The following is a 25465-nucleotide window of genomic DNA, read 5'->3' on the forward strand; positions in this document are numbered from 1 at the left end:
CATCTGATGGACCGTTTGTCATCCCCGACCGTCGACCGGAGACCTTCATGTTCGAACAACTTCTCGCGCTCGCGATCTTCATCGCAGTGTTCGCGATCGCGGCCGTGCGCAACGTCAACATCGGCATCGCGATGTTCCCTGTCGCCTGCGTCGTCGGCATCTGGATCGCCGACATCGCGCTCGACGACGTCGTGGCCGGCTTCCCCCTGAGCATCCTGGTGCTCCTGGTCGGCGTGACGTACTTCTTCGGCATCGCGCACAGCAACGGCACGATCGACTGGCTCATCGAGTCCTCGCTCGCGAAGGTCGGCGACCGCGTGGCCCTGCTCCCCACCGCCTTCTTCGTGTTGACCGGACTGATCTCGGCGATGGGTGCGCCTCTCGGCGGTCTCGTGATGGCGCCCATGGGCATGAGCGTGGCGCACAAGCGCGGCATCGACCCGATGCTCATGGCACTCGCGATGGGCTGCGGCTTGAGTGCCGGCGCTTTCGCACCGACCAGCCTGTTCGGCATCATCACGTGGGGCACCGCCGACTCGGCCGGCATCGAGCTGAGCCCGCTGCTGCTGTTCGGCGTCGCCATCGCGATCAACCTCGTCCTGCTCGTCGTGGCGCACGTCCTGTTCGGCCGCGGTCGTCGCCGTGCCGCCACCCCGGAGTTCGCCAAGGCCATGGTCGCCCGCGGCGAGGCCCAGAGGAACGCCCTGCCGACCTACGGCCAGTCCTCGCTCGACCTGGAGCCCGACCGCGCGAACAGCGGCGACGGCGACGGCGAGCGTGGTCCGGTCGGCCGGCCCACCGGCCTGCAGTCCCTGACGCTCGCGGCGATGGTCGTGCTGGTGGCGCTCGTCGTCGTGCTCGCCCTGCGCGACGCCGATCCCGACATCGGCGTCATCGGCTTCGCTCTCGGCGCGGCGCTCGCGCTCCTCGACCCGAAGGCCGGCAAGGCCGCGATGTCGCGGATCGACTGGGGCTCGGTGCTGCTGGTCGGCGGCATCATCACCTACGTCGGCGTCCTGACGCAGATGGGCGTGATCGACCTGCTCGGCGAGAAGGCCGCCGCCGTCGGCGCACCCGTCATCGCCGCCCTGATGCTGTGCGCGGCCGCCGGGCTGATCTCGGCCTTCGCCTCGACGACCGGCATGCTCGCCGCCCTGGTGCCGCTCGCCCTGCCGCTCATCTCCGAGGGCGGCATCCCCGGGTGGGCCATGATCTGTGCGATCGGCGTGTGCGCCTCGATCGTCGACGTGTCACCCTTCTCCACGGTCGGCGCCACGTACGTCGCCACCACGGTCGACGAGGAGCAGCGACCCCGCATGACGACCCTGCTGACACGGTGGGGCCTGTCGATGGTCGTGATCGGCCCCGTCGCCCTCACCCTGACCCTCATCCTTCCCGGAATGGCCTTCTCATGACGTTCCTCGCCGCACTGCGCGACACCACCCGACCCGACGACGACCACGCGGTCCGGATCGACCAGGACTCGCTCTCGTGGTCGGGGCTGCGCTCGGCCGCCTCGACCTTCGCGGGGACGCTCCCGGGTGCCGGTCCGGTGGCGGTCTGCGCCGAGCCCACGCTCGAGACCGTCGTCGCCGTCACGGGGTGCCTGCTGGCCGGGGTGCCCGTGGTGCCGGTGGCGCCGGACTCCGGCCCGGCCGAGCTGGCCCACGTCCTGGACGACTCGGGAGCGACCAGCTGGGTCGGACCCGCCCGCGACGGGGTGAGCCTCCCGGTCCGGTCGGTCGACGTGCGCCCGGCGGCCGAGGTCGCGCTGCCGCCGCCGGTCGACGAGGAGGCCGTCGCGACGATCCTCTACACGTCCGGCACGACGGGGGCGCCGAAGGGGGTCCTGATGAGCCAACGAGCGCTGCGCGTCGGCATCGACGGCCTCGCGCAGGCCTGGGGGTGGACCGACGCCGACACCGTCGCGCACGGCCTGCCGCTGTTCCACACCCACGGACTCGTGCTGGGGGTGCTCGGGTCGCTGCACCTCGGTTCACGCGTGCTGCACACCGGCAAGCCCACGCCGGAGCGCTATGCGGCCGCCGACGCCACGATGTACTTCGGTGTGCCCACGATCTGGGGCCGCGTCGCCCGCGACCCGGAGTCCGCACGCCGGCTCGCCTCGGCGCGCCTGCTCGTCTCGGGAAGCGCACCCCTACCGGTGCCGGTGTTCGAGCGGCTCCGCGAGCTGACGGGGCAGTCGCCGATCGAGCGCTACGGCATGACCGAGACCCTGCTGACGCTCAGCACCCGCGCCGACGGCGAGCGCCGGCCCGGGTGGGTGGGCCTGCCGGTCGCGGGGGCCGAGACTCGCATCCGCGCCGAGGACGGCTCCGACGCTCCCGCCGACGGCGAGACGATCGGCCGGCTCGAGGTGCGCGGCGAGATGCTCTTCGACGGCTACCTCAACCTGCCGGAGGTCACGGCCGAGGTGTTCACCGACGACGGCTGGTTCATCACGGGCGACCTCGCCGTCGTCGACGCCGGCGGATTCCACCGCATCGTGGGTCGCGAGTCGGTCGACCTCATCAAGTCCGGCGGCTACCGCATCGGAGCGGGCGAGATCGAGACCTCGCTCCTGGCGCGCCCCGAGGTGCTCGAGGTCGCCGTGGTGGGCCTGCCGGACGAGGACCTGGGCCAGCGGATCGTCGCATACGTCGTGACCGAGGCTGCCGCGCCGTCCGACGAGCTCGCCGCCGCTCTCGTGGCCCACGTCGCCGACGACCTCTCGTGGCACAAGCGGCCGCGCGAGATCGTGTTCGTCGAGGCGCTCCCCCGCAACCACATGGGCAAGGTCCAGAAGAAGCAGCTCCTGCCCCACTGACCCCCGGTGGGCGGTGAGTGGCGCGCCGAATCACCGTCTCCATTGGCGCGTCGCTCACCGCCGGCCTGCGGCATCGCCGCGTAGGTCACCGCCCGCCACCCGGCAGGCCGCGTTAGCGTTTCGACATGTCCCGTCTGCTCGTGGTCCAGCACACGCCGACCGAGAACCTCCGGACGATCGCGGACGCCGTGCTGGCCGGGGCGCGGCACCCGGACCTGGAGGGCGTGGAGGTCCAGGTCCTACCGGCGCTCGAGGCCGGGATCGACGACGTGCTGGCCGCAGACGGCTACGTGCTCGGGACGCCGGCGAACTTCGGGTACATCTCCGGGGCGATGAAGCACTTCTTCGACACGGTCTACGACCACGTGCGCGAGGAGACCGCCAAGCGTCCGTTCTCGTACTGGATCCACGGCGGCTACGACACGACCGGCGCCGAGCGCGCGATGGAGCAGATCACGACCGGGCTCGGCTGGACCCTCGTGGCCGAGCCGCTGGTGTTCACGGGCGAGGTCACCGAGGACCGCCTCGAGGCCGCCACCGAGCTCGGCGGCACCGTCGCCGCGACGCTGTCCTGACCCCGGGCGGGCGGTGACCTGCGCGCCGAACCGGCTCGCGGGCGGTGACCTACGCGCCACATTGCGGGTCAGTTCGGCGCACAGGTCACCGCTCCTCGCACGGTTTGGCGCGTACCTCACCGCCCGGCGGTGGGGGCGAGGAGCGCGGCGCGGTCGGCGACCATCAGGTCGGCGACGCACACACCGCCGGCCAACGCGCCGGCACCGATCGCGTTCGCGACCGAGGCCATGGCCATCGGCAGGTCACGGTGGTGGGCCGCGTCGCCGGCCGCGTAGACGCCCGGGACGCTCGTGCGAGCGAACGCGTCGACCAGGATCGACCCCATCGCCGAGACCTCGAGGCCCAGCTGCTCGGCGAACGGGGCCGCCTGGTGGACCGTCGGCGCCACGAAGACGCCGTCGAGCCGCACCGGGTCGGCAGCCGCGAGGTGCACCACGAGCCCCTCCCCCTGCGGCGTCACGCGCTCGACGACCTGGTCGTGCACCGTTGCGCCGTACGCGTCCAGCACGGCTCGCGTCTCGGCGTCCACCGCGGTGCCGTGGGAGAACACGTCGAACGTCCGCGAGATCCGCGGGAAGAACCCGGCCAGGTGCAGGAGGTGGCCGGGGACCGTGCCGATCACGCCGGCGGCGCCGCCACTCAGCTCGTGCCCGTGGCAGAACGGGCAGTGGGCGACCCCGCGACCCCAGAGCTCGGTGAGCCCCTCGATGGGCGGCAGCTCGTCGCGCACGCCCGTGGCCAGCACGACGTGGCGCGCCCGGCGCGTCGATCCGTCGTCGAGCACGGCCGTGAAGTCGTCTGCCTCCCCCGTCAGCGACACGACACGGGCCGCGACGCTGGTGACGGTGCCGTAGGCGGCGATGTCACGCCGGGCCGCGGCACGGAGCTCGGCCGGATCCTGGCCGTCGTGACCGATCAGATTGTGCAGGTGTCGCTCGGGCGCGTTGCGGTACACGCCCGAGTCGAGGTGCAGCACCGTGCGGTGCACCCGCGCCAGGCTCAGCGTGGCCTGCAGACCTGCCGGGCCACCACCGATCACCAAGGCGTCGTGCTGTGCGGTGTCGTGCAGCGGGCTGTCGTGCTGTGCGGTGTCGTTCATGGGTTTCTCCCGAGTCTGACGTGCGCGACGAGTTGCCGTCGGACCCGAGTGTGTGACTTCATGTCAACATGAAGTCAAGTGCCGACGCGCCCTCGGCGCGGTGGAGCATCGGCGACACCGCCGCGAAGTTCGATCTGCCGACCCACGTGCTGCGGCACTGGGAGGACGTCGGCCTGCTCCGGCCGGCCCGCGACTCCGGCGGACGGCGACGCTACGACCAGAACGACGTCGTGCGCATCGCGGTCATCGTGCGCAACCGGGAGGCCGGCATGGGGCTCGACCAGATCCGGGTCCTGCTCGACGAGGACGCCCCCGACCGTCACCAGGTGCTGCTCGACCACGTCGCCGACCTGGATCGCCGCATGGCCGAGATGCAACGATCGCGCGAGATGACGATGCACGCCTTCGACTGCACGAAGCACGACATCACCACGTGCCCGCAGTTCGCCGGACTCGTGGCCGATCTCGTCGGCTGAGCTCAGTTCCGGCGCAGCAGGGAGCGCGGCAGGACGCGCGCCCGCCGCCGGTCCGCCGGAGTGGCCCGCGCGAGCAGGTGCTCCACGACGCTGACCGCGTCGGCCCGGCTGGCCGCAGCGGTACCGACCGCGACCCGTCGCGGTCCGTACCGCTGTGCCTCGAGAAGCGTGCGGAGTCGCTCGAGCGCGTCACGCGCCTGCGTCTCCACGTGCTGGGACAGCTCGTCCACGTGCGCGCTCAGCGTCGTGCTGGGATCGGAGGCGATACCGACGTCGTCCGCGGTGGCGACGATCTCGCGCCACCAGTCGTCCGGCGTGGAGGACCGCCGGAGCCGTCGTCGCCGCAGCGCAGCACGCGCGAGGGCGGGCGCCACCGCCAGGGCTCCGAGGATCGCCACCAGGAGCAGCACCGTGCGACCCACGTCCGTGCTCCGCTCCACGGGGGCCGCGGCCACCGACGACGGATCGGTCTGCGGCGTCGGGGTCGGCACCGCCTGGGTGGGCTCCGGGACCGGGACGGAGGTGGTCGGCACGGGCGCGGACGAGGTGTCGTCGTCCTCGTCTGCGTCCGGATCGTCGACGATGCCCGGCGTCGGCTCGAACTCGACCCATCCCACGCCGTCGACGTAGATCTGGGGCCACGCGTGGAGCTGGTCGGTCGTGACACGGTAGCGCTCCTCGTCCGGATCGGCACCGGGCCTGGGCTGCGCGCGAGTCCCGGGGGCGTAGCCGACCATGATCCGGGCGGGCACCCCCACCGACCGGGCCATGACCGCCATCGCGGACGAGAAGTGCACGCAGTAGCCGCTCCGCTCCTGGAGGAAGCGCTCGATGACGGCGATCCCGTTGCCGTCGTAGTCGCCGTCGACCGGCGCGGTCTCGGAGTACTCGAAGGCACCGGACCGGAAGAAGTCCTGCAACGCCTGGGCCTTGGCGTAGGCGCCCACGGCGCCGCCGGTCACCAGCTGGGCGGCGTCGGTGATCGACTGCGGCAGGTCGTCAGGAAGCTCGAGGTAGTCCTCCTGCAGGCGCAGGCCGGTCGGCGGCGGCGCCACGAGCTGTTGCGGCGTCGGTCGGCGCACGAGACTCGTGACGGAGTACGTCTGGCCCCCGGTGTCGCTCGAGTCGGAGCGGAAGGTCAGTCCCGCGTCGAGCCGGTTCCACTCCCCCTCGAGCCCACGGACGTCGACCGCCGGGTAGGACACCGGCAGCATCGTCGTGCGGAGGTCTCTGATCTCGACCTCGACGACCTGACGACCGACGTCGACCTCCTCGGAGAGGTCGGCCCGGCCCTCCTGGTAGGACACGTCGTCCTCGGTGACCGGACGCCAGGTCTCCCCGGTGAAGTCGCGCAGCATCGCGACCGACAGGTAGGGCGGGGGCCCGTCCGTCGTGTACTCCAGCGCGAGCGCTCGCGACGGGCTCCGCAGGTCGTCGCCCAGGCTCAGGATCGGATTGATCCCCCGTCCGAACGGGCCGGCGTCGAGGTCGTCGGCCCGGCCGGTCACCGCCGAGGTGTCCGGCAGGACCGGGACCAGGACGAAGGCCAGCACGACCGCGGCCGACCCGACGAGCAGTCCGGCCGGGGTCATGAGCCCGCCCGGTCTCGCGCGCGTCGCGGACCGGTGCAGCAGGACGAGCCACAGGCCCGCCGGCACCACCAGGACGACGAACGACGGGACCTCGTCGGCCACGACCGCCGGCACGAGGTAGGTCACGACCAGGAGCAGCCCGATCAGCGGCACCCCACCCCGGCGCTGCAGCAGCAGGTCGGCCACGAGGGCCACCAGGGCGAAGGCGCCAGCGGCGACGAGCGTGATCGGGGGGATCGCCTCGACCGGTGGCACCTCCTCGGCCACGAGGGTGCGCGCTCGGTCGAGCAGCTCGGCCATCGCGGTGAACGTCGTCGGGGTCGGGATCACGCCGAGCAGCAACGTGCTCGGGACACTGGCCAGCGCCACGACGACGAAACCGGTCACGAGGCCCGCGAGCGGCGCACCGCGGGCCCCGACGTGGCGGACGAGCGCCGTCGCGCCCAGCACGCAGGCCAGGGCGGCCACGATCGTGATCCACCACCAGCTCCCGCTCAGGAGCCGCTCGTACCCCCCGGCCAGCACGGCCAGCGCCCCCAGGAGGAGGCCGTGCTCGAGCAGGTGCTCACGCCGGGGCACGACTCGCCTCCCGGCCCAGGTCGGCCCACCGGACCGCGACCTCGTCGAGGTCGTCCCAGACCACGACCCGCCACCCGGCCGAACGGAGCACCGCGAGGGCTGCCGCCCCGCTCTCGGCGGCGACCAGGGCCCGCACCGCCGACGACGGCCGCAGCGCCGCAGACCACGCCCGGGCCCGGGCCGGGTCGACCACGCCCAGCACCGCCACCACCGGGCGCGCATCGACACCCGCGAGGTCGACCGGAGCGCCGTCGCGATGGGTCAGGCCGGCGAGGTCGACCAGGGCGTCACGCGCCGTGTCGTGGGCTCCCGTGATCGACCGCACGGGGCACCCGGGCACGAGCGTCACGGTGGCGTGCCCGTCGCCGACCAGGTGCGTGATCGCCGAGGCGCCGGCCACGAGCGCCCACTCCGCCGCCGCCGCATCGGTGCCGGGGTCGACCGCGACCGCGATGCGCTCGGCCGTCGCCGGCTCGTCCTGGCGCACCATCAGCTCGCCGCGGCGAGCCGTCGTGCGCCAGTCGATCCGCTTGGGCGGGTCACCGGGCTGGTAGGTGCGGGACACGACGTCGTCCTCGCCGTCGCCGCGCCGGCGGGCGGTCGGTCGACCGTCCTGGCCGGCCTCGTGGCCGAGGAGGGACGCCAGCCGCGGCAGGACCACCCGGCGCGGCAGGACCACGACCTCGAGGGGGTCAGCCAGGCGACGCCGGCGCACCACCAGTCCGAACGGGTCCCGAGCCTCGACGACCAGGGGTCCGAGGTCGTGGCGCCCGCGCGCGACCCCAGTGACCTTGAGGTCGACCTCGACCGTCCTCGTCCTCGACCGACCGAGGCCCGGCCGGTCCACCGCGCCGGCGGCCGGACCGCCCAGCTCAGGCGGCAGGAGTGCACGCCACCCGATGTCGCCGCCGTCGACCGACGAGCGGAGTCCCACCTGCAGGGTGACCGTGCCGATCGCCCCGTGGTCGATGACCTGGGGAGTGACCGAGCGGCGTAGGTCGAGACGTCGCGGCGCCAGCATCACCGTGACGGCGCCGAGGGCCACGAGCGCGAGCAGGAACCCCGTGACCGGGAGCAGGGCGCGCACGTCGTAGCGTCCCGCCACCAGCAGGGCCAGCAGTGCCGCGAGCAGGAAGGCGACGCCGCGGCCTGTGGGCCGGACGGCCGTCATCAGCGCACGTCGCGCGCGCCGGCCGGCACGGCCGTCGAAACCAGGACCCGGTCCACGGCGTCGTCACCGGAACCTCGGATCGTCGACAGGCGATGGGCGAGCACGGGGCCGGCCAGTGCCACGAGGTCGTCGGGAAGGACGAACTCCCGGTCGTGCACGTAGGCGCGGGCCTTGGCCGCGCGCAGCAGGTGGAGGGCGGCACGCGGACTCGCGCCGAGCCGTACCTCCGGATCGCGCCGGGTGGCCCGCACGAGCGAGACGCCGTACTGCTCCACCTCCGGCGAGGCGTGGACGGCCCGCGCCGCCGCGATCATGGATCGTAGGCCCTCGGCCGTCGTGACCGGCACGATCTCGTCCATCGGATCGACCGCGTCCCGGTCGTGCATCATCGCCAGCTCGGCGTCCTCGTCGGGGTAGCCCATCGAGATCCGCGCCATGAACCGGTCGAGCTGCGCCTCGGGCAACGGATAGGTGCCCTCCATCTCGACGGGGTTCTGCGTCGCGATGACCGCGAAGGGGGTGGCCAGCGGGTGCGTCGTGCCGTCGACCGTGACGTGGCGCTCCTCCATCGACTCCAGGAGCGCCGACTGGGTCTTCGGCGAGGCCCGGTTGATCTCGTCACCGATCACGACGTTGGCGAAGACCGCACCGGGCTTGAAGACGAAGTCACCGGACTGCTGGTCGTAGACCGCGACGCCCGTGACGTCCGACGGCAGCAGGTCGGGCGTGAACTGGATGCGGCTCACCGAGCACCCGAGGGTGCGGGCCAGCGCCTTGGCGAGCACGGTCTTCCCGACGCCTGGGACGTCCTCGATCAGCAGGTGACCCTCCGCGAGCAGCACCACCAGGGCGGTCTCGATGGCCTCGGACTTGCCGTCGATGACGCGCTCGACCTGCTCGACGATGCTGCTGACCTGGCTCATGCACGCCCCTCACCGGTAGACCTCCATGATGGCCTCACCTGGCCAACGCCGCCGGTCGATCAGAGGTTCCCGTCGCGCTCCGTCGTCTCAGCGACCCGCGTGGGACCAGGCGAGGAGACGGTCCACCGGCCAGGTCGTGACGATCCGGTCGAGCGGGAGATCGGTGCCCGCTACCCGGACGCAGCCGTGGTCGAGGAAGTCGAGCTGTCCGGGCGCGTGCGCGTCGGAGTCGATGCTGAACAGGCAGCCGAGGTCGACCGCGAGACGCAGCAGGTCGTCCGGCGGGTCGGCACGGTCGGGGCGTGCGTTCACCTCGACCGCGACGCCGTGCTCCGCGCATGCCGCGAAGACGGCCGCAGCGTCGAACTCGCTGGGCGGCCGCGTGCCCCGCGACCCTCCGACGAGCTGGCCCGTGCAGTGACCCAGCACCGTGGTGTGCGGGTCCTCGACCGCCCGCAGCATCCGCCGGGTCATCGTGCGACGGTCCGACCGGAGCTTGGAGTGGACGCTCGCCACCACGATGTCGAGCCGGTCGAGCATCGTCGGCGTCTGGTCGAGCGTGCCGTCCTCGAGGATGTCGACCTCGATGCCGGCCAGCAGGCGGAAGTCGTCGAGCTCGGCGTCGACCGCGGCGACCACGTCGAGCTGCTCGGCGAGCCGGTGGGCCGACAGGCCGTTCGCGACCGTGAGCCGCGGTGAGTGATCGGTCAGGGCGATGTACTCGTGCCCGAGCCACTGGGCCGTCCTGGCCATCACGTGGATCGGTGACCCGCCGTCGGACCAGTCGGAGTGCACGTGCAGGTCGCCGCGCAGCGCGGCACGTACCGCCTCGCCGCCCTCGACGACGGGGCCACGTCCCTGCTCACGCAGATCGGCCAGGTAGTCCGGCACGTCCCCGGCCAGCGCCTGGGCGAGCACCGTGGCGGTGCGCTCACCGATGCCCGGGAGGTCGCGCAGACGACCCTGGGCGGCCAGGTCTCGCACCGAGGCGGCGCTGCGCCCCTCGAGCAGCCGCGCCGCCTTGCGGAACGCCTCGACCCGGTACGACGACGCCCGACCGCGCTCGAGCCAGAAGCCGATCTCGTCCAGTGCCTCGATGGGATCCATGCCCCTATCGTGGCCCGACGGGCGGACCACTGCGCAGCTAGAACCCCAGCTTGCGCAGCTGCTTGGGGTCGCGCTGCCAGTCCTTGGCGATCTTGACGTGCAGGTCGAGGTACACGGGGGTGCCGATGATCTTCTCGATCTGACGACGCGAGGTGGCCCCGATCTCCTTGAGGCGCGCGCCCTGCTTGCCGATGATGATGCCCTTCTGGCTGTCGCGCTCGACGTAGACGTTGACGCGCACGTCGGTGAGCGGCTTGCCCGGCGGACGGTCCTCGCGGGGGACGATCTCGTCGACCACGACCGCCAGCGAGTGCGGCAGCTCGTCGCGCACCCCCTCCAGCGCGGCCTCACGCACGATCTCGGCCACGAGCGTCTCGGCAGGCTCGTCGGTGAGCTGGCCGTCGGGGTACAGCGGTGCGCCCGCCGGGAGGGTCGCGACCAGGAGGTCACGCAGCAGCTCAACCTGGCTGCCGTCCTTGGCGCTGACCGGGACGATGTCCTGCCAGCGCAGGCCGACCTCGTCACCAGCGGCCTGGATCGCCATCAGGTGCTGGGCGAGGCGGTCGGGCGAGACCAGGTCGGTCTTGGTGGCCACTGCGAGCACCGGCTTCTGGCGCAGGCCCGCCAGCTCGGCGACGAGGTACTTGTCGCCCGGCCCGACCTTCTGGTCGGAGGGGAAGCACATCGCGACGGTGTCGACGTCGGCCCACGTCGCGCGCACCAGGTCGTTGAGCCGCTCCCCCAGGGTGTTGCGGGGGCGGTGCAGACCCGGCGTGTCGACGAGGATCAGCTGGGCGCCGTCGAGGTGCACCAGACCGCGGATCGCGTGCCGGGTCGTCTGCGGCTTGGAGGACGTGATGGCGATCTTCTCGCCCACGAGCGCGTTGGTCAGCGTCGACTTGCCGGCATTGGGCCGGCCCACGAAACAGGCAAAGCCCGACCGGAACTGCGGGACCGCCGCGGCGTCCCCAGGACCCGGCATCAGGTGTGCTTGACGGCGTGCACCGTGCCGTCGGGCGTGGCCGAGTAGACCGGCGTGTCCTCACCGGCCAGCTCGCGGAACGCGTCGAGGTTGACGATGCGGTCCTCGGGGCCGACGACGGCGCCGGCCTCCAGGTCGGAGGCCCCGGAGGAGACGGCCATTGCGACGGCCAGGTCGAGCGCCTCGAGCTGCAGCACCTCGAGCTCGACCGTGGTCGCGGTGTAGGTGCGACCGTCCTGGTCGCGGACCGCGGCTCCCTGGGCCGCACCGGTGCGGGCCCGGGACGCCCGCGCCAGGGTGACCAGCTTGGCGTCCTCGGCCTCGAGTTCGACGGCGTGTTCGTGGCTCATGAGCCCGAGGCTACCGACTCGTCGTCCTCGGCGAGCCGGGTCACCCGCACGTGGCCCACCTTGTTGCGTCGCCCGGTGCTGCCCTCGGCCAGCAGGCGCAGGCCCAGCGCCTCGGTGTGGGACCCCGGCAGGGGCACCTCCCCCAGGTGCTTGGCCAGCAGACCGCCGACCGTGTCGACCTCTTCGTCCTCCAGGTCGCTGATGCCGGTGAGCTCGGCGAGGTCGTCGATGTCGAGGCGCACGCTGACCCGCCACGAGCCGTCGGTCAGGACCTCGACCTCGTCGGGCTCGGAGTCGTACTCGTCGGTGATCTCCCCGACGATCTCCTCGAGGATGTCCTCGATCGTGACGAGCCCGGCGGTGCCGCCGAACTCGTCGACCACGATCGCGATGTGGGTCCGGCTGGCCTGCATCTCGCGCAGCAGGTCGTCGACCGGCTTGGTGTCGGGCACGAACAGGCACGGCCGCATGATCGAGTCGATGCGCTCGACCTGCTCGGCCGTGTGGTTGTCGAAGACTCGCTTCGTGACGTCCTTGAGGTAGGCGATGCCCACGACGTCGTCGAGGTTCTCCTCCACGACGGGCAGACGCGAGTACCCGCTCTGCAACGACAGCGACATGACCTTGCGCAGGGTCTTGGTGTGCTCGACCGCGACGACGTCGGTGCGCGGCACCATGACCTCGCGCACGATCGTGTCGCCGAGCTCGAAGACCGAGTGGATCATCTTCGACTCGTCGGTCTCGATGAGCGACGACGCGGCCGCGAGGTCGACCATCTCCCGGAGCTCGACCTCGGAGGCGAACGGGCCGTCGGTGAAGCCGCGGCCCGGGGTCAGGGCGTTGCCGATCACGATGAGCAGCTTCGGGATGGGGCCCAGGACCCACTCCAGCGCCATGACCGGCCACGCCGACCAGACCGCGACGGCCTCGGCCCGCTGACGTCCGAGCGTGCGCGGACCGACGCCGATGAACACGAAGCTCACCAGGCCCATCACGAGCGTCGCGACGACGAACTGCTGCCACAGGCCCTCGATCTCGCCGGCCACGAAGATCGCGGCCAGCACGACCGAGGCCGTCTCGGCGAGGACTCGCAGGAGCGTCAGGCTGTTGAGGTACGGCGCGGGGTCGTCGAGGATCCGCAGGAGTCGAGCGGCCCCAGCGCGTCCCTCGTCGTCGAGCTCCTCGGCCCGCGCCCGGGAGAACGACGACAGAGCGGCCTCGGTGCTCGTCAGCAGCCCGGCGACGAACGCCAGGGCCACCGCGGTCAGTGCCGGCGTCCAGCTGGCGGGATCGAGCATCGCGGTCACGGCCCCTCGGGGTCGACGCCGAGCTCGGCGCGCTGCCACTCCACGAGCAGGCGACCCTGGAGGCCGAACATCTCGCGATGCTCCTCCGGCTCGGCGTGGTCGTACCCGAGCAGGTGCAGGATGCCGTGCACCAGCAGCAGGTCGACCTCGTCGGACGTCGAGTGACCAGCCGCGGGCGCCTGCTGCTCGGCGACCTGCGGGCACAGGGCGATGTCGCCGAGGTAGCCCTCCGGCGCCTCCTCGTCGTCACGACCGGGCGTGAGCTCGTCCATCGGGAACGACAGGACGTCGGTCGGCCCCTTCTTGCCCATCCACTGCTCGTTGAGCGTCGCGATCGTGTCGGGCTCGACCAGGCGGACCGTGAGCTCGGTGGCCGGGTGAAGACGCATGCGCCGCATGACGAAGCGACAGAGGCGGGTCAGGGCGACGACGTCGACGCCCGTCCCGGACTCATCGAGGACGTCGACGTTCACGGATCTCCTGCTCCTCGGCACCGTTCTCGAACTCGTCGTAGGCGGCGACGATCTTGCCCACCAGGCGGTGCCGGACGACGTCTTGCGCCGAGAGCTCTGCGAAGTGGATGTCGTCGATGTCGCCCAGGATCCCCTGGATGATCCGCAGTCCGCTGCGCTGACCGGTCGGCAGGTCGACCTGGGTCACGTCTCCCGTGACCACGACCTTGGAGCCGAAGCCGAGACGAGTCAGGAACATCTTCATCTGCTCGGCCGTGGTGTTCTGGGCCTCGTCGAGGATGATGAACGCGTTGTTGAGGGTCCGGCCACGCATGTACGCCAGTGGTGCGACCTCGATGACTCCGGCGGTCAGCAGCTTCGGGATGGCTTCGGGATCCATCATGTCGTGCAGGGCGTCGTACAGCGGGCGCAGGTACGGGTCGATCTTCTCGCTCAGGGTGCCCGGGAGGTAGCCGAGCCGCTCCCCGGCCTCGACGGCCGGACGGGTCAGGATGATGCGGCTGACCTCCTTGGACTGCAGCGCCTGCACGGCCTTGGCCATCGCGAGATACGTCTTGCCCGTGCCGGCCGGGCCGATGCCGAACACGATCGTGTGCTCGTCGATCGCGTCGACGTAGCGCTTCTGGTTCAGCGTCTTGGGCCGGATCGTGCGGCCGCGGTTCGACAGGATGTTGAGGCTCAGGACCTCGGCCGGTTGCTCGTGCGTCTCGGCCCGCAGCATCCCGACGCTGCGCTCCACCGTCTCGGCGGTCATGCCCTGGCCCGTGCGGACGATCGTCGTGAGCTCGTCGAGGAGCCGTTCGACGAGCGCGACCTCGCCGGGCTCGCCGGTGACGCTCACCTGGTTGCCGCGGACGTGGATGTCGGCGTCGAAGTCGCGCTCGATGAGTCGCAGGAACTCGTCGCCGGCGCCGAAGAGCGCGACCGCGTCGATGCTGGTGGGGACCGTGAAGGTGTGGGTGGGGTGCTGAGTCATGGGTGCTGCCAGTCTACGGCCAGACTCGTGGACGTCGAGCGGCCGTGACCCAGCGCCCCGTCGTGGTGCTCAGCCGGGAGGCCAGGTCAACGATCGGCCCGAGAGCACGTGCCCGTGGCAGTGGAACACCGTCTGGAACGCGTCGGCGCCGGTGTTGAACACGAGCCGGTACGAACCGGTGCCGAGCTCGTCGGCGATGCGGCGCGTGTGCGTGATCAGGTCGACCGTGGCCTCCGGGTCGGCCGCAGCGAGGCTCGCGACGTCCGGCTCGTGGCGCTTCGGGATGACCAGCACGTGGGTCGGTGCCTGCGGGTTGATGTCGCGGAAGGCGAGGGTGTGGTCGGTTTCACCGACCACGTCGGCCGGGACGTCGCCGGCGACGATGGAGCAGAACAGGCAGTCGTCACTCATGCTCCAGTCCTACCGCACGGCGCCCGATCACTCGCCGGCGGCGCGGAAGGCGCTCTTGATCCGGCCGAACACGCTGCGGTGCGTGGCCCCGAGGCGGGCCTCCGGGCGCTCCTCGCCCCGCAGCGTCGCGAGGCGCTGCAGCAGCTCGCGCTGCTCGTCGTCGAGCTTGTCGGGGGTCTCGACGACCACCGTGACGCGCAGGTCGCCCGAGCCGATGCCGCGCAGCCGGGGCACCCCCTCGCCGCGCACGACCACGACCTCGCCGGACTGCGAGCCCGCCTCGACGTCGACCACGATGGACTCGGGTCCGTCGTGCTCCTCGAGGTCGGCCCGCAGGGACGGCAGGTCGAGCGTGGTACCCAGCGCGGCGGCAGTCATCGGCAGCGTGACCTGACACTCCAGGTGGTCGCCGCTGCGCGAGTACACGGGGTGGCGACGGACCTGGATCTCGACGTAGAGATCGCCCGCGGGTCCGCCGCCCGGACCGATCTCGCCCTCGCCGGTGAGCTGGATGCGCGTGCCGTGGTCGACGCCGGCCGGGATCGTGAGCGTCAGGTTGCGACGAGCCCGGACACGGCCCTCGCCGTCGCACGCCCGGCACGGATCGGGGATGACCGAGCCGAAGCCGTGACAGGTCGGGCACGGGCGGGCCGTGCGGATGTCGCCGAGCAGGGAGCGCTGCACGTGCTGGATCGCGCCCTGTCCGTGGCAGGTGCCGCACGTGACGGGCTGGGAGCCCTCCTCAGCACCGCTGCCGTCGCACACCTCGCAGACGACCGCCGTGTCGACCTTGAGCTCCTGGGTGACCCCGAAGACCGCCTCGGCGAGCTCGACCTCGAGCCGGAGCAGGGCGTCCTGGCCACGCTGCACCCGCGACCGCGGCCCACGCTGCGAGGACTGACCGAAGAACGCGTCCATGATGTCGTCGAAGCTGAACCCCTGACCGAACCCGCCGCCGCCGCGCTGGCCGCCCATCGGGTCACCGCCGCGGTCGAAGACCTGACGCTTCTGCGGGTCCGACAGCACCTCGTAGGCCTGGGAGACCTCCTTGAACCGTTCCGCGGCATCGGGGGCGTCGTTGACGTCGGGGTGCAGCTGGCGCGCCAGGCGGCGGTACGCCTTCTTGATCTCCTCGGGGGTCGCGGAGCGGTCCACGCCGAGCAGCGCGTAGTAGTCGGAGGCCATGAGGTGCTTTCGGGCTGGGAGTTCTGGACGGGTTCGGGCGGTCGTCAGGCGTCGTCGAGCATGCGGCCGACGTACCGGGCGACAGCGGCGACGGTGGCGATCGTCCCGGGGTAGTCCATGCGGGTGGGGCCCACGGTGCCGAGGGTCGCGCGGCTGCCGTCACCACCGTAGGCCGAGGCCACGACCGCGGTGCCGGCGAGGGTGTCGAGACCCGTCTCGCCGCCGATGCGGACCGTGACCCCGCCGGAGGCCTCGCCCAACAGCTTGAGGAGCACGACCTGCTCCTCGAGCGCCTCGAGGACCGGACCGACGGTGGTGTCGAAGTCGGCTCCGAAACGGGCGAGGTTCGAGGTGCCGCCCACGACGATGCGCGCGTCGGAACGTTCGTCGGAGAACGTCTGCGCGAGCGTGGCGACGACCGTGGCCACGACCGGCTGGTCCTCGGGGTCGAAGGCGGGGATGAGGTCGGCGACCTTGACGGCCGCGTCGGACAGACGCACCCCGAGGACGACCGGCAGGATGCGCGCGCGCAGGTCGGCCAGGAGCCGGTCACCGAGGGGTGAGGGGAGGTCGATCGTGCGCTGCTCGACCCGCCCGGAACTCGTGATGACGACGACGAGCACGCGACTCGCGTCGAGCGCCACGAGCTCGACGTGGCGCACCGTCGAGCGGGTCAGGCTGGGGTACTGCACGACCGCGACCTGGCTCGTGAGCTGGGCGAGGACCCGGACGCTCCGCTGGACGATGTCGTCGACGTCGACCGACTCCGACAGGAACCGCTCGATCGCGCGACGCTCGGCCGGCGACAGGGCCTTGACCGTGGCCAGACGGTCGACGAACATCCGGTAGCCCTTGTCGGTGGGGATGCGCCCGGCCGAGGTGTGCGGCTGGGTGAGGTACCCCTCGTCCTCCAGGGCCTTCATGTCGCCGCGGATCGTGGCCGAGGAGACCCCCAGGTGATGGCGTTCGACCAGCGCCCGCGAGCCCACGGGCTCCTGCGTGGCCACGTAGTCCTCGACGATGGCGCGGAGGACGTCGAGGCGACGGTCGTCGGACATCACAGCCTCCCCTCGGCGCGTCGCTGGCACTCACGATGCTCGTTTGCCAGTCTAGCGGGATGGGACTCAGGCCATGAGGCAGATCGCGCGCACCGGCGATGCGATCGTGGTGTCCGGGCGTGACCGCGACCTCACCTACCGGTCCCGGCGCGTCACCCTCGACGACGGCACGTGGGTCGCCCACGAGTCGCGCGGTGGCACGCTGAGCTCGGTGTGGGCCGTCGATCTCGGTGACCGGTTCGTCGAGGTCGTGCACCTGGGCGGTGGCCCGTCGGGCGGCGAGCTCGCCGTCGTCGTGCCGGACGCCGACACGGTCCTGCTCGGCGAGCTCGTGAGCGAGCCCACGGGTCCGGTGCCCCCCAGCTGGCCGGTCGCGGTCGATCTGGCCATCGGGCTCACCGGACCCGCCACGACGATCCTCGGCGCCGCCGGCGAGGTCAGCCGCGAGCATCTCGCCGAGCTCCACCAGCGCCTGCTGGGCCTGCTGCACGACGGATCGCCCTCATGAGCGACCGCTACGGCCAGGACGTCCTGTCCGGCGACTGGAAGCGGCCGTCCCAGGGGCGCTCGGCCGATCTTCCGGTCGAGCTGGGCCTGGTGGTCGAGGACGTCACGAGCGGTTTCGTCGGCGAGATCGTCACGATCGACGCCCAGATGGGCATGGTCGTGCTCGAGGACCGGCGGCACCAGCGCCGCAGCTTCGCCCTCGGCCCCGGGTACTGGGTCGACGGTAAACCCGTCACGCTGCGGCCGCCCGTCGTGGCCAGCGCCGGACCGAGGCGCACGGCCTCCGGGTCCGTCGCGGGCCCGCGCGAACGTGCCAAGGTCGCCCAGCCGAGCCGGATCTGGGTCGAAGGTCGCCACGACGCCGAGCTCGTCGAGAAGGTCTGGGGCGACGACCTGCGCCACGTCGGCGTCGCCGTGGAGTACCTCGGTGGCATCGACGACCTCAAGGCCGAGGTCGACTCCTTCGACCCCGGGCCGGGCCGTCGCCTCGGCGTGCTGGTCGACCACCTCGTGACCGGCTCGAAGGAGTGGCGCATCGCGCAGACGCTCTCGAAGGAACCGCACGTGCTGGTCGTCGGGCACCCCTACGTCGACGTGTGGCAGACCGTGAAGCCGGCCCGCCTGGGTCTGCAGGAATGGCCGGTGATCCCGCGCGGCGTCGAGTGGAAGCACGGCATCTGCGAGGCCCTCGGCTGGCCGCACGCCGAACAGGCCGACATCGCCCGCGCCTGGAAGAAGATCCTCGGCGCGGTCGAGACGTGGACCGACCTGGAACCGGTCTTCCTGGGCCGGGTCGAGGAGCTCATCGACTTCGTCACGGCGGACGGCCCCGCGTAGCCGGAGCCCCCAGATGTGCGCGCGACGGCATCCGAGACGGCCCCACGCGGCGGCATTCGCGCGCACGTCTGGTGGCGTCAGGTCAGCTCGCGGACGACGTGGTCGGCGAGCAGGCGGCCCTTCCTCGTCAGCACCAGGTGACCCTCGACCGGTTCCAGCAGACCTTGCTCGACCAGGTGGGCGTGGGGCGGGAGGCCCTGGGGGTCCAGGCCCGTCCGCAGGCGTGTGCGGAGCATGACGTCCTCCAGGCGCGCCGCATCGGCGTCGATGTCCTCGCCGTCCGCCTCGGGAGACTCCCCCGCGTCCAGCCGCTGCGCGTAGGCGGCCGGGTGCTTGACGTTCCACCAGCGACGCCCGCCCAGGTACGAGTGGGCACCCGGCCCGATGCCGAGCCACTCGCCGCCGGTCCAGTAGAGGACGTTGTGGCGGCACTGCGCAGCGGGGCCCGTGGCCCAGTTCGAGAGCTCGTACCACCCGAGCCCGGCGCCCTGGAGCATCGTGTCGGCGAGCAGGTACTTGTCGGCGGTCTCGTCGTCATCGGGCATCACGACCTCCCCGCGGGAGACCTTCCGCGCGAACGCGGTGCCCGCCTCGACGATCAGGGCGTACGCGCTGACGTGGTCGGGCTCCAGCGAGATCGCGTGCTCGACGGTGCGCCGCCAGTCGTCCATCGACTCCCCCGGCGACCCGTAGATCAGGTCGACGCTCAGCTGGTCGAAGCCGGCCTCGCGGGCCCACCTCACGGCCTCGGGAACCCGCTCGGGATCATGCGTGCGGTCGAGGACCTTCAGGACGTGGGGCACGGCCGACTGCACGCCGAACGAGATCCGGTTGAAGCCTCCCGTGCGCAGGGTCGCGAGCATCGCCGGGTCGACGGAGTCCGGATTGGCCTCGGTCGTGACCTCGACGTCCGGCGCCAGTCCCCACGCCTCGTCGATGGCACCGAGGATGCGGACCAGGTCGTGGGCCGCGAGCTGTGTCGGCGTGCCACCGCCCACGAACACGGTCTCCACCGCGCGGGCCCCGGTGCGGGCCGCGGACCGGCGGATCTCGGCGATCGCGGAGTCGGCGTACGTCGCCCGCGTGGCCCCGTCACCGAGCTCGTCGGCCGTGTAGGTGTTGAAGTCGCAGTACCCACAGCGCACCGAGCAGAACGGGACGTGGACGTACACGCCGAAGGGTCGTCCCCCGTCGGAGGACGACCCTTCGCGCGTGTTCACGCCCCCAGCGTAGAGGGGCGCCGCCCGGTCAGGACCCGGCGTAGAACCCGTCGAGCACGTCGCGGTAGTTGTCCTCGACGACCTTGCGCTTGACCTTGAGGCTCGGCGTGAGCTCGCCGGACTCGATCGACAGGTCGTTGGGGAGGATCTTCCACTTCTTGATCGTCTCCCACCGGTTGAGCTTGGAGTTGAGCTCCTCGACGTAGCCGGCGACGAGCTTCTCGATCTCGGGCGACTGCACGACCTCGGTGTACGACTGCCCCGACTTGCCGTGCGTCTCGGCCCACGCCGCGATCGCATCGGGATCGAGGGTGATCAGCGCCGAGCAGAAGTTGCGGTCGTTGCCGTGCACGATCATCTGGCTCGCGAGCGGGCAGACGCCCTTGAAGACGCCCTCGATGTGCGACGGTGCGACGTACTTGCCGCCCGAGGTCTTGAAGAGGTCCTTCTTGCGGTCGGTGATCTTGAGGAAGCCCTCGGAGTCGAGCTCACCGATGTCACCCGTGGCGAGCCAGCCGTCGGCGTCGAGCGTCTCCTTCGTGGCGGTCTCGAGGTTGTGGTACCCGCGCATGATGTTGGGGCCCTTGATCAGGACCTCACCGTCGGCGGCGATCTTGATCTCGACGCCCGGGAACGGGATGCCGACCGAGCCGAGCTTGAGGTGGTCGGGGTGGTTGACCGTGGAGCCCGCGCTGGTCTCGGTGAGTCCGTAGCCCTCCAGGATGATGACGCCGGCCGAGTGGAACCACTCGGCCACGTCGGCCGAGAGCGCAGCCGAGCCCGAGATGAAGAACCGCACGCGGCCGCCGAAACGGTCGCGGACCTTCGAGAACACGAGCTTGTCGGCGAGGCCGTGCTGGATCTTCAGGCCCATCGGGACGGGCTTGCCCGACCGCACGAGGCGCGAGCGCTCGAGGCCGACCTTCTCGGCCCAGCGGAAGAGCTTGAGCTTGGCGCCGCCCTCGTCCTCCATCATGCCCACGACGCGGCCGTAGGCCTTCTCGAAGATGCGCGGCGCAGCGCCCATGAACGTGGGCTTCACGACCGCCAGGTTGTCGACGATCTTGGTGACGCGACCGTCGATCGCGGCGGCGAACCCGATCTGCAGCTGCGTCATCTGCAGGACCTTGCCGAACGAGTGCGCCATGGGCAGCCAGCGGTACTCCAGGTCGTCGACCGTGAGGATGCCGTTGGCCTGGATGGCCGCGCCCTCGAAGACCCAGCCGTCGTGGCTCAGCCGCACGCCCTTGGAACGGCCCGTGGTGCCGGAGGTGTAGATCAGGGTCGCGAGGTCCTCGGGCTTGATCGCCGCGACGCGGTCCTCGACCACGGTCGGGTGCTCGCTCAGGTGGGCCTCGCCGATCTTCTCCAGGTCGGCCAGGCCGATGACCCAGTCGCCGTCGGTGGCGCCGTCGAACGTGATGACCTTGGTGATGTCGGGAAGCTCGGACTTCTTCTCGACGAGCTTGGCGATCTGCTCGTCGTCCTCGGCGAACACGATGACGCTGCCCGAGTCCGAGAGGATGTAGGCCACGTCGTCGGACACGGTCGACGGGTACACCGTCGTGGTCGCGCCGCCGGCGGAGTTGATCGCCAGGTCGGCGAGGATCCACTCCACCCGCGTGCCGGAGGCCACGGCGGCCCGCGCCTCGGGCTCGAGGCCGAGGGAGACCAGACCGGCCGCGAGCTTGGTGACGCGCTCACCGACCTCGCCCCAGGAGATGGAGTGCCAACGCTCGTTGGCATCGGGGTAGCGGAAGGCCTCACGCTGCGGCGTCTCGGCGACGCGATCGAGGAAGAGACGGCCGATGCTGGCGGCGCGACCGTCGATCTGGGCCTGTTGCTGCGGGGTCAGGACAAGGGGGCTCATGCGTTCCTCACAGGGCACGGGGACGTGTGGTGCGGATCACCCTAACCTACCCGCCGGTCAGGTCTGGCGTGGTTGCGTCCGGCACATACTCACGGTCGGTTTCGCTCCCGTGAGGTGCAGGTCAGGAGGGTCCGTCGCCGGTCGAGAGCGCCGCGATGAAGGCCTCCTGGGGCACCTCCACGCGACCCACCATCTTCATCCGCTTCTTGCCCTCCTTCTGCTTCTCGAGCAGCTTGCGCTTGCGGCTGATGTCGCCCCCGTAGCACTTGGCCAGGACGTCCTTGCGGATCGCCCGGATGTTCTCGCGGGCGATGACGCGGGCCCCGATCGCCGCCTGGATCGGCACCTCGAACTGCTGGCGCGGGATGAGCTCCTTGAGCTTGCCCGCGAGCGCCACGCCGTAGGAGTACGCGTTGTCCCGGTGCACGATCGCGCTGAAGGCGTCGACGATCTCGCCCTGCAGCAGGATGTCGACCTTGACCAGGTCGGCCGCCTGCTCCCCCGACAGCTCGTAGTTGAGCGAGGCGTACCCCTTGGTGCGGCTCTTCAACGCGTCGAAGAAGTCGAACATGATCTCGCCCATGGGCAGCGTGTAGCGGATCTCGACGCGGTCCTCCGACAGGTAGTCCATCGCGACGAGCTGGCCACGGCGTGCCTGGCACAGCTCCATGATCGTGCCGATGTACTCGCTCGGGGCGAGCACCGTGGCCGCCACGACCGGTTCGAAGACCTTGGAGATCTTGCCCGCGTTGGGGTACTCGCTCGGGTTGGTGACGGTATGCACCGACCCGTCCTCGAGCTCGACGCGGTAGACGACGTTCGGTGCCGTCGCGATGAGGTCGAGGTTGAACTCGCGCTCGAGCCGCTCGCGCACGATCTCCAGGTGCAGCAGGCCCAGAAAGCCGATGCGGAAGCCGAAGCCGAGCGCGCCCGACGACTCGGGCTCGTAAATCAGGGCCGCGTCGTTGAGCTGCAGCTTCTCGAGCGCCTCGCGCAGCGTCGCGAAGTCGTCGCCGTCGATGGGGTACAGGCCCGAGAACACCATGGGGTTGGGATGGGCGTAGCCGCCGAGCGGCTCCGCGGCCGGGCGGCTGTTGGCGGTCACGGTGTCGCCGACCCGCGACTGCCGCACCTCCTTGACCCCCGTGATGAGGTAGCCGACCTCGCCGATGCCGAGGTGGTCGGCCTTGACCGGCTCGGGCGAGATGACGCCGACCTCGAGCATCTCGTGGACCGCGCCGGTCGACATCATCTTGATCTTGTCGCGGTGGCTCAGCTTGCCGTCGAACACGCGCACGTAGGTGATCACGCCGCGGTACGTGTCGTAGACGGAGTCGAAGATCAGGGCCCGGGGCGGACCGTCGGCGTCGCCGGTGGGAGCCGGCACCTCGTCGACGATGAGGTTGAGCAGCGCCTCGACGCCCTGCCCGGTCTTGGCCGAGACGCGCAGGACGTCGTCCGGGTCGCCGCCGATGATGCCGGCGATCTCCGCGGCGTACTTCTCGGGCTGCGCGCCGGGCAGGTCGATCTTGTTGAGCACCGGGATGATGTGCAGGTCGGCATCCATCGCGAGGTAGAGGTTCGCGAGCGTCTGCGCCTCGATGCCCTGGGCGGCGTCGACCAGCAGGATCGCGCCCTCGCAGGCCTCGAGCGACCGGCTCACCTCGTAGGTGAAGTCGACGTGGCCCGGGGTGTCGATCATGTTGAGCACGTAGGCCGTGCCGACGTCGTCCCCGTCGGACTTGGTGAACGGCATGCGGACGGCCTGGCTCTTGATCGTGATGCCGCGTTCGCGCTCGATGTCCATGCGGTCGAGGTACTGCGCCCGAGCCGCGCGTTCGTCGACGACCCCGGTGAGCTGCAGCATGCGGTCGGCGAGCGTCGACTTGCCGTGGTCGATGTGAGCGATGATGCAGAAGTTCCGCAGCAGCTCCGGAGGGGTGGAACCGGGCTGCGGGAGGTTCGTGGTAGGCGTGGGGGGCGTCATGGAGTGGTCACCAGAGGTAGGCGAGGCCCACGTTGACGACGACGAGCGCCGCCACGACGTGGGCGAAGGGATTGGGGGCGGGGCGCTTGCGCGTGCCGTGGGCCAGACCGACGGCGACCGTGGCGATCACGAGCTTCACGGCCACCTTGGCATGGTTCGGGTCGGCGACGTCGTCACTCATCGACGCGATCGCGACGAGGACGAGGCCCAGGAGCCATGCGGCGCTGAGGCCGTGGGCCATGAGCCCGTTGATCCTCGGAGACGACAGCACCAGCACGTAGCCGAGCAGGACCGTCGCCCAGCTGGCGATGTGCAGCCACACCAGCACGTCGTAGAGAGTCTCCATGGTGGCCGATCGTAGTGACCTCCGTGGATTTGGGAGGCACCGGCGGCCGATGGTAGGGTTGGGGGTCGCGCGCCGTGGCGCGCCACCAGACTTCTTCTCCCGCTCGTCTCCATCGAAAGAACAGGTACGCCCCGTGGCGAACATCAAGTCGCAGATCAAGCGCAACCGTCAGAACGAGGCGGCTCGCGAGCGCAACAAGTCGGTCCGTTCGGCCCTGAAGACGGCCGTGCGCCGATTCACCGAGGCTGCCGACGCCGGCAACACCGACGAGGCCAAGAAGCTGGCCAACGAGGCCAACCGTCGCCTCGACAAGGCGGCCTCCAAGGGCGTCATCCACAAGAACCAGGCGGCCAACCGCAAGTCGGCCATCGCCAAGAAGGCGTCCGCGCTCTGAGTCGCTGACACCTCGCACGACCTCCACGACCCCGGCCCATGGGCCGGGGTCGTGTCATGTCCGGCGAGTCGCGCGAGGGCGGTGCGGCAGGTGCGGTCGCGCGAGGCTGCACCACCGCACCAGGGTCTCGAGCGGACCGCGTGGCGTGATGAGCCGCCACAACCAGGCCAGCGTGACGAGCAGGACCACCTGGATCCACCACTCGCGGTAGTACCCGGTGGTGAAGCTGGCGTCGAGCTCGCGATTGGCCCACGTCATCACGACGTGCATGACGTAGAGGGTCAGGGTCATCGAGCCAGCGGCGCGCAGCGGCGACACCAGCCGCGCGCCGCGCGCGCTCCGGCAGAGCCAGAGGCACAGCCCGACGACGAGCACCGCTGAGCCGGCCGCTCCGACGACGTTGAGCGGGGTCGACGTGTGCTGACCCGCAGCCCAGAACCAGCTGGGGTCGAGCGGGTCGTAGGCCGACCTCGCCACGAAGAGCTGCTCGAACCGGGGGTCTCCCGCAGCGTCACGGAAGACCCCGAGGTACAGGGCCGAGGCCGCGGTCCAGAGTGCGGCGGCCGTGACGACCGCGCCCCCCACGACGAGCCGGCGCACGACGACCGCGCTGCGCAGGTCGAGCCGGGCCACCGACAGACCGACCAGGACGTAGCCGAACCAGACGATCGCCGGATACCCGCCCCACACGAGCAGCGAGACGGGCAGCTCGTCGAGCCCGCCCCCGAACGACGGCTGGATGACGGATCGGACCGGCTCGTCGACCACGTGGCGCACGGCGAAGAGGGCGGCGGGTGACAGCAGGCACCAGGCCGTCGCCAGGCCGAGCAGCACGCGAGTCGAGAGGGCGCGCACCAGCACGGTGGCGGCGATCAGCACCGCGTAGCAGGGCAGGATCACGAGGATCGTGAGGTCGGGGAGCGCGGCGAGGCCGAGTCCGATCACGAGCAGCACCACCGCGCGCCGCACGACGGCGGTGCGGGACCCCACCCCGTCGGGATCGAGGCGGACCATGAGTCCGACGCTGAGACCGGCGAGGACCGCGAACAACGGAGCCGCACGACCGGCGGCGAGCCAGTCGGACACCGGCGGTGCGCCGAAGCCCGTCCACGGGGGGCCGAGGTGCGCCAGCATCATGCCCAGCAGGGCGACGGCGCGCGCGAGGTCGATGCCGACCAGGCGGCCCGCCCCCTCGCGCAGGCCTGTCACGCG

General features: G+C 71.3%; 25 protein-coding genes. 7 read left to right on the plus strand and 18 right to left on the minus strand.

Annotation, left to right across the window (positions count from 1 at the left end; genetic code table 11):
- Positions 1-47 precede the first annotated feature (47 nt).
- The 3 genes from KAG51_RS12235 (at position 48) to KAG51_RS12245 (ending at position 3402) form a co-directional block, all read left to right on the plus strand.
- Positions 48-1415, plus strand: coding sequence for an SLC13 family permease (locus tag KAG51_RS12235; protein ID WP_290584065.1), 1368 nt, complete (start codon positions 48-50; stop codon positions 1413-1415).
- Positions 1412-2827 carry an acyl-CoA synthetase gene (locus tag KAG51_RS12240; protein ID WP_290584067.1) on the plus strand — a complete coding sequence of 472 codons (1416 nt, stop codon included), beginning with the start codon at positions 1412-1414 and terminating at the stop codon, positions 2825-2827. Before KAG51_RS12235 ends, KAG51_RS12240 begins: the two co-directional genes overlap by 4 nt.
- 125 nt (positions 2828-2952) lie before the next feature.
- Positions 2953-3402: an NAD(P)H-dependent oxidoreductase gene (locus tag KAG51_RS12245; protein WP_290584069.1), complete on the plus strand. Its 450-nt coding sequence runs from the start codon at positions 2953-2955 to the stop codon at positions 3400-3402.
- Between the two features lie 116 nt (positions 3403-3518).
- On the opposite strand, the gene KAG51_RS12250 is transcribed toward KAG51_RS12245, so the two are convergent.
- Positions 3519-4502 (minus strand): NAD(P)/FAD-dependent oxidoreductase, encoded by a 984-nt coding sequence (locus tag KAG51_RS12250; RefSeq protein ID WP_290584071.1) that lies wholly within the window; start codon positions 4500-4502, stop codon positions 3519-3521.
- Positions 4503-4570: 68 nt separating this feature from the next.
- On the opposite strand from KAG51_RS12250, the gene KAG51_RS12255 reads away from it, so the two are divergent.
- Positions 4571-4978 carry a MerR family transcriptional regulator gene (locus tag KAG51_RS12255; protein WP_290584073.1) on the plus strand — a complete coding sequence of 136 codons (408 nt, stop codon included), beginning with the start codon at positions 4571-4573 and terminating at the stop codon, positions 4976-4978.
- Between the two features lie 2 nt (positions 4979-4980).
- Here KAG51_RS12255 and KAG51_RS12260 read toward each other — a convergent pair whose 3' ends face one another.
- From KAG51_RS12260 to hrcA, 12 genes are all read right to left on the minus strand, one after another.
- Entirely contained in the window at positions 4981-7149 is a 2169-nt protein-coding gene (locus tag KAG51_RS12260) for a DUF3488 and transglutaminase-like domain-containing protein (RefSeq protein WP_290584075.1), read from the minus strand.
- A complete protein-coding gene (locus KAG51_RS12265; protein ID WP_290584077.1) occupies positions 7136-8320 on the minus strand; it encodes a DUF58 domain-containing protein in 1185 nt (394 codons plus the stop codon). The genes KAG51_RS12260 and KAG51_RS12265 overlap by 14 nt, the downstream gene beginning before the upstream one ends.
- On the minus strand, positions 8320-9243 hold the full coding sequence (locus tag KAG51_RS12270) for an AAA family ATPase (protein WP_290584079.1): 924 nt from the start codon (positions 9241-9243) through the stop codon (positions 8320-8322). The genes KAG51_RS12265 and KAG51_RS12270 overlap by 1 nt, the downstream gene beginning before the upstream one ends.
- Positions 9244-9330: 87 nt before the next feature.
- On the minus strand, positions 9331-10350 hold the full coding sequence (locus tag KAG51_RS12275) for a PHP domain-containing protein (RefSeq protein ID WP_290584081.1): 1020 nt from the start codon (positions 10348-10350) through the stop codon (positions 9331-9333).
- A 37-nt stretch (positions 10351-10387) separates the two neighbouring features.
- A complete protein-coding gene (era, locus tag KAG51_RS12280; protein ID WP_290584083.1) occupies positions 10388-11332 on the minus strand; it encodes a GTPase Era in 945 nt (314 codons plus the stop codon).
- Positions 11332-11682, minus strand: coding sequence for a cytidine deaminase (locus tag KAG51_RS12285; RefSeq protein ID WP_290584085.1), 351 nt, complete (start codon positions 11680-11682; stop codon positions 11332-11334). The genes era and KAG51_RS12285 overlap by 1 nt, the downstream gene beginning before the upstream one ends.
- Positions 11679-12980 carry a hemolysin family protein gene (locus KAG51_RS12290; RefSeq protein ID WP_290584203.1) on the minus strand — a complete coding sequence of 434 codons (1302 nt, stop codon included), beginning with the start codon at positions 12978-12980 and terminating at the stop codon, positions 11679-11681. Before KAG51_RS12290 ends, KAG51_RS12285 begins: the two co-directional genes overlap by 4 nt.
- A gap of 5 nt (positions 12981-12985) precedes the next feature.
- The gene (gene ybeY / locus KAG51_RS12295; protein ID WP_290584087.1) at positions 12986-13462 is read right to left on the minus strand and encodes an rRNA maturation RNase YbeY; all 477 of its coding nucleotides are present in this window, start codon (positions 13460-13462) and stop codon (positions 12986-12988) included.
- Positions 13440-14438 (minus strand): PhoH family protein, encoded by a 999-nt coding sequence (locus KAG51_RS12300; RefSeq protein ID WP_290584089.1) that lies wholly within the window; start codon positions 14436-14438, stop codon positions 13440-13442. The genes ybeY and KAG51_RS12300 overlap by 23 nt, the downstream gene beginning before the upstream one ends.
- 69 nt (positions 14439-14507) lie before the next feature.
- Complete coding sequence (locus KAG51_RS12305) at positions 14508-14849, minus strand: histidine triad nucleotide-binding protein (RefSeq protein ID WP_290584091.1); 342 nt, start codon at positions 14847-14849, stop codon at positions 14508-14510.
- Between the two features lie 27 nt (positions 14850-14876).
- A complete protein-coding gene (gene dnaJ / locus KAG51_RS12310; protein ID WP_290584093.1) occupies positions 14877-16034 on the minus strand; it encodes a molecular chaperone DnaJ in 1158 nt (385 codons plus the stop codon).
- Positions 16035-16078: 44 nt separating this feature from the next.
- Positions 16079-17092 carry a heat-inducible transcriptional repressor HrcA gene (gene hrcA / locus KAG51_RS12315; protein ID WP_290584095.1) on the minus strand — a complete coding sequence of 338 codons (1014 nt, stop codon included), beginning with the start codon at positions 17090-17092 and terminating at the stop codon, positions 16079-16081.
- A gap of 73 nt (positions 17093-17165) precedes the next feature.
- Here hrcA and KAG51_RS12320 point away from each other — a divergent pair, with 73 nt between their 5' ends.
- A complete protein-coding gene (locus KAG51_RS12320; RefSeq protein WP_290584097.1) occupies positions 17166-17600 on the plus strand; it encodes a hypothetical protein in 435 nt (144 codons plus the stop codon).
- Positions 17588-18436: a DUF3097 domain-containing protein gene (locus tag KAG51_RS12325; protein WP_290584204.1), complete on the plus strand. Its 849-nt coding sequence runs from the start codon at positions 17588-17590 to the stop codon at positions 18434-18436. Before KAG51_RS12320 ends, KAG51_RS12325 begins: the two co-directional genes overlap by 13 nt.
- Before the next feature lie 77 nt (positions 18437-18513).
- Here the strand turns inward: KAG51_RS12325 and hemW are convergent, their stop codons facing one another.
- From hemW to KAG51_RS12345, 4 genes are all read right to left on the minus strand, one after another.
- On the minus strand, positions 18514-19656 hold the full coding sequence (gene hemW / locus KAG51_RS12330) for a radical SAM family heme chaperone HemW (protein ID WP_290584099.1): 1143 nt from the start codon (positions 19654-19656) through the stop codon (positions 18514-18516).
- A gap of 28 nt (positions 19657-19684) precedes the next feature.
- On the minus strand, positions 19685-21526 hold the full coding sequence (locus KAG51_RS12335) for a long-chain fatty acid--CoA ligase (protein WP_290584101.1): 1842 nt from the start codon (positions 21524-21526) through the stop codon (positions 19685-19687).
- 121 nt (positions 21527-21647) lie between these two features.
- Positions 21648-23513, minus strand: a complete 1866-nt coding sequence (gene lepA, locus KAG51_RS12340) for a translation elongation factor 4 (RefSeq protein WP_290584103.1) — start codon at positions 23511-23513, stop codon at positions 21648-21650.
- A gap of 7 nt (positions 23514-23520) precedes the next feature.
- Complete coding sequence (locus tag KAG51_RS12345; RefSeq protein ID WP_290584105.1) at positions 23521-23859, minus strand: hypothetical protein; 339 nt, start codon at positions 23857-23859, stop codon at positions 23521-23523.
- A gap of 133 nt (positions 23860-23992) precedes the next feature.
- Between KAG51_RS12345 and rpsT the strand changes: the two genes are divergently transcribed.
- Positions 23993-24253: a 30S ribosomal protein S20 gene (rpsT, locus tag KAG51_RS12350; protein WP_290584107.1), complete on the plus strand. Its 261-nt coding sequence runs from the start codon at positions 23993-23995 to the stop codon at positions 24251-24253.
- A gap of 54 nt (positions 24254-24307) precedes the next feature.
- Here rpsT and KAG51_RS12355 read toward each other — a convergent pair whose 3' ends face one another.
- Entirely contained in the window at positions 24308-25462 is a 1155-nt protein-coding gene (locus KAG51_RS12355; RefSeq protein ID WP_290584109.1) for a heparan-alpha-glucosaminide N-acetyltransferase domain-containing protein, read from the minus strand.
- Positions 25463-25465 lie beyond the last annotated feature (3 nt).

The sequence above is a fragment of the Aeromicrobium sp. genome, assembly GCF_023146395.1.
Taxonomy (GTDB): Bacteria; Actinomycetota; Actinomycetes; order Propionibacteriales; family Nocardioidaceae; genus Aeromicrobium.

Excerpts from the sequence above, each read along its gene's own strand:
- KAG51_RS12290 (WP_290584203.1), bottom strand. The coding sequence starts at position 12,980 with ATGCTCGATCCCGCCAGCTGGACGCCGGCACTGACCGCGGTGGCCCTG.
- hrcA (WP_290584095.1), bottom strand. The coding sequence starts at position 17,092 with ATGTCCGACGACCGTCGCCTCGACGTCCTCCGCGCCATCGTCGAGGAC.
- KAG51_RS12300 (WP_290584089.1), bottom strand. The coding sequence starts at position 14,438 with ATGACTCAGCACCCCACCCACACCTTCACGGTCCCCACCAGCATCGAC.
- KAG51_RS12345 (WP_290584105.1), bottom strand. The coding sequence starts at position 23,859 with ATGGAGACTCTCTACGACGTGCTGGTGTGGCTGCACATCGCCAGCTGG.
- KAG51_RS12240 (WP_290584067.1), top strand. The coding sequence starts at position 1,412 with ATGACGTTCCTCGCCGCACTGCGCGACACCACCCGACCCGACGACGAC.
- KAG51_RS12320 (WP_290584097.1), top strand. The coding sequence starts at position 17,166 with ATGAGGCAGATCGCGCGCACCGGCGATGCGATCGTGGTGTCCGGGCGT.
- dnaJ (WP_290584093.1), bottom strand. The coding sequence starts at position 16,034 with ATGGCCTCCGACTACTACGCGCTGCTCGGCGTGGACCGCTCCGCGACC.
- KAG51_RS12275 (WP_290584081.1), bottom strand. The coding sequence starts at position 10,350 with ATGGATCCCATCGAGGCACTGGACGAGATCGGCTTCTGGCTCGAGCGC.
- KAG51_RS12245 (WP_290584069.1), top strand. The coding sequence starts at position 2,953 with ATGTCCCGTCTGCTCGTGGTCCAGCACACGCCGACCGAGAACCTCCGG.
- KAG51_RS12250 (WP_290584071.1), bottom strand. The coding sequence starts at position 4,502 with ATGAACGACACCGCACAGCACGACAGCCCGCTGCACGACACCGCACAG.
- KAG51_RS12335 (WP_290584101.1), bottom strand. The coding sequence starts at position 21,526 with ATGAGCCCCCTTGTCCTGACCCCGCAGCAACAGGCCCAGATCGACGGT.
- lepA (WP_290584103.1), bottom strand. The coding sequence starts at position 23,513 with ATGACGCCCCCCACGCCTACCACGAACCTCCCGCAGCCCGGTTCCACC.
- KAG51_RS12265 (WP_290584077.1), bottom strand. The coding sequence starts at position 8,320 with ATGACGGCCGTCCGGCCCACAGGCCGCGGCGTCGCCTTCCTGCTCGCG.
- KAG51_RS12305 (WP_290584091.1), bottom strand. The coding sequence starts at position 14,849 with ATGAGTGACGACTGCCTGTTCTGCTCCATCGTCGCCGGCGACGTCCCG.
- KAG51_RS12255 (WP_290584073.1), top strand. The coding sequence starts at position 4,571 with ATGAAGTCAAGTGCCGACGCGCCCTCGGCGCGGTGGAGCATCGGCGAC.
- era (WP_290584083.1), bottom strand. The coding sequence starts at position 11,332 with ATGCCGGGTCCTGGGGACGCCGCGGCGGTCCCGCAGTTCCGGTCGGGC.
- KAG51_RS12235 (WP_290584065.1), top strand. The coding sequence starts at position 48 with ATGTTCGAACAACTTCTCGCGCTCGCGATCTTCATCGCAGTGTTCGCG.
- KAG51_RS12285 (WP_290584085.1), bottom strand. The coding sequence starts at position 11,682 with ATGAGCCACGAACACGCCGTCGAACTCGAGGCCGAGGACGCCAAGCTG.
- KAG51_RS12270 (WP_290584079.1), bottom strand. The coding sequence starts at position 9,243 with ATGAGCCAGGTCAGCAGCATCGTCGAGCAGGTCGAGCGCGTCATCGAC.